The organism is Bartonella sp. AA2SXKL (assembly GCF_042197205.1).
In the GTDB taxonomy this organism is placed as follows: domain Bacteria; phylum Pseudomonadota; class Alphaproteobacteria; order Rhizobiales; family Rhizobiaceae; genus Bartonella.
Window position 1 is genome coordinate 1 of the sequence record NZ_JBHIRN010000028.1, and the last position, 6,858, is coordinate 6,858.

General features: G+C 36.8%; 2 protein-coding genes and 1 pseudogene. All 3 read right to left on the minus strand.

What is annotated here, in order from left to right:
• Window positions 1-1,178, minus strand: a pseudogene (locus ACFINS_RS09205) (hypothetical protein); the annotation flags it as partial.
• A 1,177-nt stretch (window positions 1,179-2,355) separates the two neighbouring features.
• Complete coding sequence (locus tag ACFINS_RS09210; protein ID WP_375706122.1) at window positions 2,356-5,478, minus strand: YadA-like family protein; 3,123 nt, start codon at window positions 5,476-5,478, stop codon at window positions 2,356-2,358.
• Between the two features lie 1,104 nt (window positions 5,479-6,582).
• Window positions 6,583-6,858 (minus strand): YadA-like family protein (locus ACFINS_RS09215; protein WP_375612590.1); only part of this gene is annotated, 276 nt, incomplete at its 5' end.

Consider the following 6,858-nt stretch of genomic DNA (forward strand, 5'->3'; position numbering starts at 1 on the left):
TCAGATTTTACTGTTTTAACCGTGAACTTAGGTTTGCTCCATTTGCCATCCTCATACTTAGCTCCTCCACCTAAAGATTGTGCAACTTTATCACCTAGAGCATGAAGCTGATTACCCGTTACAGCATCCGTTGACGTTCTACTAATGTCTCCATTTTTAAGAGACGTAATCTTGCTACTTGTATTCTCTTCACCATGCGTCGCTACAAAGGCATTCGCCGTTTGGCTCCAGATTAAAGAATCACTCTTTTCACCAGCAATTTCTTTGCTAATCTCATTTTTAATATTCGTGATAGAATCACCAACACCGGCAAAGGCAGACGCGACACTGTCATAAGTCGAATCAGTAACATCACCATCAGGATTAAATCGCTTAACCTTGAATGTAGGAGCATTCCACGTGCCATTCTCATACTTAGCATTACCACCTAAAGATTTTGCAACCCCAGTGCCTAACGTATAAAGCTGGGAACCATTAACGGCATCGGTTGACGTTTTTGAGAGCTCACCAGGAGAAACATCCAAAAGACGCCGTGTCTCACCTTTACTATTCCGAATAGTTATTTGAGTTAATGGTGAGGTAGGAGCAACAGTTACCATACTTGCATCATCCGCTCGGGCTAGTTCACGAGATAAGCTTCTTAAAAGAGAAAAGCTACCTGTGTTCTTATGCTGATCATCACTTTGAGATGGATTATCTTGTTTTTCCCCAATAGCATGGGGTTCCTTTATCTCAACAATCTGGTGATTTAAAGCTGCCAAAGCACTATTAGTGCCAGAAAATGCATCCGCAACACTTTTATAACCTTCTACATTCTTATAACCTTCCGTACCTGCAAATGCAGTATCAAAAGCAGCTTTAGTCTGAAACTTAATATTAAGACTTAAGTTCTTGGGAGCATCCTCCCCCTCCACAAATGCAGAGCCACTATCTCTATACAATTTACTGCCAACTACATAGGCTGGCGGTATACCTTTAAGCGCATTTGTACCACCACTAAAGTCGTTTGATATGTTATTTAAAATCTGAGTAGCAGCAGCAACAGGAGAAACATTTGATAAAAATATAATCACTGAAGCCAATGAAAACGCTTTAATAAAAAGCCGTCGATAAAACGAGCAAGAATCTTTACAATCATTCACCACTAGCGCTTTTGGTGTGGTATATAATTTTTTCATAACAAATTCTCCAAATAGGAAAGACATATTTAGAACATTAAAAAGTCATATTTCAGTGTTAGGAGTGATTAACGACGTGATTTTTTTGTTCTTTATAAAGTTTGAGTTTGCCGCAGAGGCGAACAGAAGTAATTAGAAGTCTAGCAAGGTTGCAATTAATCTTGATAAACGATGTGGTTAATGGGTTTTTTATTTTTTCCGCCTTTAAGAAGGGTGCTTTTTTTGCAACAAAACTCCTAGATGAGGGTGAAAAACAGGTATGAAGAAGACATACTTGCACCCTATTGTTAGGTCTGCGGTTTATAATTTTAAAAGTAAAAGAGTTCATTTTATATGATTAAGAAGCTGTAAGGTATTATTAGGGGAAGAGTTTAAGTTGTTGGCTGAATGATTTAGAGTACTTGTTGTGAAATTATTACGCTTTTATCGCAGGGATAAGCGGCATACTCTTAAGCTTTAGAGTAAAATAAGGATGATTGTGTGTGTTGTTCATAATCAACTGCCCCCCCTTGCGAGCATTTTTCTGTTTTTGCCAAAATGAGTCTTACTAAAGAATATTTTGTGATGTTATAGACTATTGAGTGAAATAGCAAGAAGAAAATGAATTTAATTATTTTTACAGAATGAGTCTTTCCGATTTATATAACCGTGAAATATCCTTATAACTTTAAAACTCATAGATTCCATGCACTATAGACTTGTCTAGAGATTCTGTTTCATAGTTTTATTTAAGTGTCCCATTTTGATCAAAATGAGTCTTACTAATAATTGCTGCTGTTGCGTGCCTCATGATTGCTACTGCTATGTACAGAGCAAATAAATAAAATAATAAAATAGGATTTTTAAATTTTTAAACGTATCCCCCAATGGATATTTTCTATCAATGAAATTATAGAACGTACAGTTTTAAAATACTGCGCAATTACGCACTGAGAGTACTACTCTGTATTTGTAAAATTTTTGTTAAAGTGCTTTACTTCTTACTAAAATCAATCTCACTAAGATTATTACTATAAAATACATTGGTATAAGACTTTAATTATTATAAGACTTTATAAATACTACTCTATGGCCTTCTCTGTAAAATATTACTTCTCTATAATATAAAATTTCGCCCCTGTCTAAGAAGACAAGGGCGAAACTTCGCTTAAATTGTAGTTTTTCATATTCTCTGGTGTTATTTTAATTTCAGAGTTATTCCACCACCTACACCCCACTGACCGCCAGCACTGGTTGCTGATAGATTAGAACGAATCTTGCCATCTTCAGATGTATAACCTGCACCAATCGCAAAGGCAGATTGTCCACGCCAAAAACCGCCACCAAATGAAACACTCACAGATCCTGGGTCATCGAAGTAACGTAAGTTAGAGACTGCCAAACCAATCGCTGCTGCTTGCCTTGCCTCTTTGCGCACATTCGTAATATCATAACTTAGTGCGTCAAACTTCATATCGGTATAGGATTTTGCCTCGTTAACACCATTATTGACTTGATCGTCGGTGTACTTTTTCGCACTTTCAAGAGTAATCTTCATCTGCTCCGCGGTATGATCGTATAACTGACCACCATTCACTGCGTCCTTAGAGCCATGTTCAATTTTTCCATCTTTAACATTAGTAATCAAAACAGGCTCACTGTCATCGACACCTTTTAGAGTGATGCTATTGATTTTCTTTCCGCTATCATCGGTATCATAGCTAACCGCAACATTCACCTTGTTTTCAACTTCTGTTACCCTGTCTGTAACGCTGTCTACCTTTTTTTCAACGCCTGTTACCCTGTTACTCATCTGTGAAAACTGATTGTCAGTCACCTCATAAGTTGACTTTTCTAAAATTTCACTAGGAGCAACAGTTACCGTGGTTGAATTATCCGCCTCATCTATGGCGCTTTCTTCCTCATCTATGGCAAGAGGTAAGCTTCTTAGAAAACGTGCGCTTCTCATAAAAGGAAAGCCTTTTGAAATAACATCCGAAGGATCACCATTTTGTGGTTTACCCTCTGTTTCACCAATACCGTTCATAACCCGCTCATTTAAACCTGCCAAAGCACTATTAACGCCAGCAAATGCATCTGCAACATTAGTATATTTTTTCTCAGTTTCCTTACCATTCTTATCAAAGGCTTTAACTGTGAAAGTCGGAGCACTCCAATTTCCACCTTTATATCCAGAACCACCACCGAAATAAGTAGCAATCTGGTTGTTTATCAAATAGAGCTGAGAACCAGTTATAGCATCAGTCGACGTTTCTGAAATCTCACCAGCAGCAATATCAAAAAGACGCCGGCTTTCACCTTCACTACTCATAAAACTTACTTGTTTTAATGGTGATTTAGGAGCAACAGTTATCGTAGTTGGAACCTTCACATTACCTAAAGCACTAGGTAAGCTTCTCATAAAAGGAAAGCCTTCTGAAATAATATCATTCAAATCACCGTCTTGATGGATGTGTTCCCTTTCTTCAATACCAGGCTTATTCTTTATCTTAACAATCTCCTCATTCAAACTTGTGAAAGCACTATTAACGCCAGAAAACGCATCTGCAACATTAGTATAGTTTTTCTCAGTTGCATTACCATCCTTATCAAAGGCTTTAACTGTAAATGTAGGATGTGACCATTTTCCATCTTTATAGCCAGCACCACCGCCAAAATAACTTGCAAATGTCTGAGCCATCAAATAAATTTGACCACCATTTACTGCTTCGGTCGATGTTGCCGTAAATGCACCCCCTTTAACACCAGAGATAACTCGTGGAAAATTAATACCGTTTGCAATATCTATTCTATCACCACCCTTGTCTCCACCAATCGTAATAAGCCCAGCGCTATTTTGCTTAACAAAACTATCACCTGTCACACTTTCGATCTTTTGATTAAGATTCGTAAAAGAACTACTTACACCAGAAAGCGCATCCCCAACATTCTTATAGTTCTTTTCAGTCCCACTACCATTTTTATCAAAAACCTTAACTGTAAAAGTAGGAGCATTCCAGTTTCCATCTTTATCATATCCAGCATTATCACTAAAATAGCTAGCAACTACATTGCTCATGGCATAAAATTGAGAGCCATTTATCGCATCAGTCGATGTTGCTGTAATCGAACCAGCCTTAACACCCGCAAGAGTCCGTGCCACATTATCAACATTTGCTATATTTACCTGGACCCCTCTTACTTTTCCACCAATGGTAATAAGTCCGGCATCATCTTGCTTAACAAGATCATCACCTGTCCCATTAATGACTATATTCTCAATCTTTTTATCAAGATTCGTGAAAGAACTATTTACGCCAGTAAAGGCATCCGCAACATTAGTATACTTCTTTTCAGCTCCATTACCATCCTTATCAAAGACCTTAACTGTAAAAGTAGGAGCACTCCAGTTTCCATCTTTATAGCCAGCACCACCGCCAAAATAGCCTGCGACTACATTGCTCATGGAATAAAGTTGAGAACCATTTATCGCATCAGTGGACGCTGCTGTAATCGAACCAGCCTTAACACCCGAAAGAGTCCGAACTGCATTATCAACGTTTGCAATGCTTACCTTAGTTCCACTTACTTCTCCACCAATGCTAATAAGTCCTGTATCATCTTGCTTAACAAGACTATTACTTGCTACCTTAATATTTTCAATCTTTGCATCAAGATTCGTGAAAGAACTACTTACGCCAGTAAAGGCATCCGCAACATTCTTATAATCCTTTTCAGCTCCATTACCATTTTTATCAAAGACCTTAACTGTAAAAGTAGGAGCTATCCAGTTTCCTTTTCTATCGTATCCAGCACCACCGCCAAAAGAGATCGCAGTACTGATGCCTTGGGAAAAAAGCTGAGAACCATTGACTGCATCATACGAGATTGGCGAAACCCAACCATCAGCAACACCAGTAAGAGTCCTCAATCCATGAGAGCTATTTGCGATAGTTATTCTATTACCACCTACGTCCGCACCAATTGTAATAAGCCCTGAGCTATCTTGCTTAACAAGCTTATCATACCTGGTTTCAGCGACATAATTCTCCAAACCATACAGCGCAGAGCCAACATCTCTATATATTTTACCGTTAATTATATAGGTTGGCGCAATACTTTTACGTATATTTGTACCTCCGCCAAAATACTGTGCTACATTACCCCAAAGATCACAAGCAAAAACAGGAGAAGCATTTGATAAAAAGACAGCTACTGACACTAATGAAAGCGTTTTAATAAAAGGTAATCGATAAGACGAGCAAGAATTTTTTAAATTACTCACTGCTAGCGTGTGTGGTGTGGTATATATTTTTTTCATAATAAATCCTCTAAGTAAAAAAAGATATTTAAAACATCAAAAAGACATATTCCGGTGCTACTAAGCTCCAGAGATTGTTTTTTCTTGTTTTATAAAAGATTAGGGTTGTCATAATGCGGAAGAGGACTATCTAAGATATCAATGAGATAGAAGTCGACGTTGATCGATAGTCCAATTAATGTGGTTTTTATTTATCCCCCTTTAAGGAGGGGTGTTTTTCTTCAGCAGAGCCTTTAAATTTAAAGGTGAAGAAAGGTGAAAAAAGTGTAGAAAAAACATATTTGTGTACTATTATTAGGGGTTGTGTGTTTAAGAGGCAATAAAATGTTTATTGCGCAAGGGAGTTAAGTTGTTGTTGAGTAATTTAGAGCGTTTTTTGTAGGGTTATTGCGCTTTTTTCGTGAAAATAAGCGAGATATCCCTGAGTTTTATATTTGAATCTCTTAAAGCTCTTTGAAATTAGATGATTGTGATTTTGTAATTTTGCCATAGCTTACCGCACCCCGCTTTGCGAGAAGATTTCTAGTTTCTTTTAATTAATTTTTCGAACTCTATACAGATTATTAAAAAATAGCAAGGAAAAAATGAGACTTTTTATTTCTTTAAGAACACCCCTCGTGGATATTTCTATTATAAAATTATAAACTGTATAGTTTTCAAATATTGTGCGGTTACACGTACTCTGTTAATTTATATGAAAACATACCTCTGCATTTGTAGTTTTTTTGTTAAAATGTTTCACTGTAACTAAAATTAGTCCCACTAAGATTATTATTACAGAATACATTATTATAAAACTTTACAAGTATACTACTCTATGAATTTCTGTGTAAAATATCACTTCTTATAAAATTTTTACCCTTGTCTGATGAGACAAGAAGGCAGAACTCTCTTAAAAATAAATATCGATTACTCAAATAATTCCTTTTGGAGGTGATAAATGATTTTTTCATATAAAATTTCACAAAAAATATATTTTTACTCGAAATACGCCCTTATCTTCTATTGCTATTCATTTATGATGAAAATAACTTTCCTTCTCTTTAAATGGCACATGTAACGCATTTGATAAGAGAAGGAAAATTTATTTCGAATTTTCTATTGTTAATTCAGTGTTACCCTAAATCCAGCACCTACACCCCAATGTCCCCCAGCACTCGTTGCAGATACGTTAGAGCGAAATCTTCCATTTTCAGACATATAACCAGCTCCAATAGCAAGTGCAGATTGACTGCGCCATACACCCGTACCAAGTGAAAAACTTAATTTTCCCGGTGTATCGTCATAGCTCAAATTAGATACTGCTAGACCAATAGCAGCAGCTTGTCTTGCTTCTTTCCGAACATCCTGAATAGCATAATTCAATGTCTCAAACTTCAT

Excerpts from the sequence above, each read along its gene's own strand:
- ACFINS_RS09210 (WP_375706122.1), bottom strand. The coding sequence starts at position 5,478 with ATGAAAAAAATATATACCACACCACACACGCTAGCAGTGAGTAATTTA.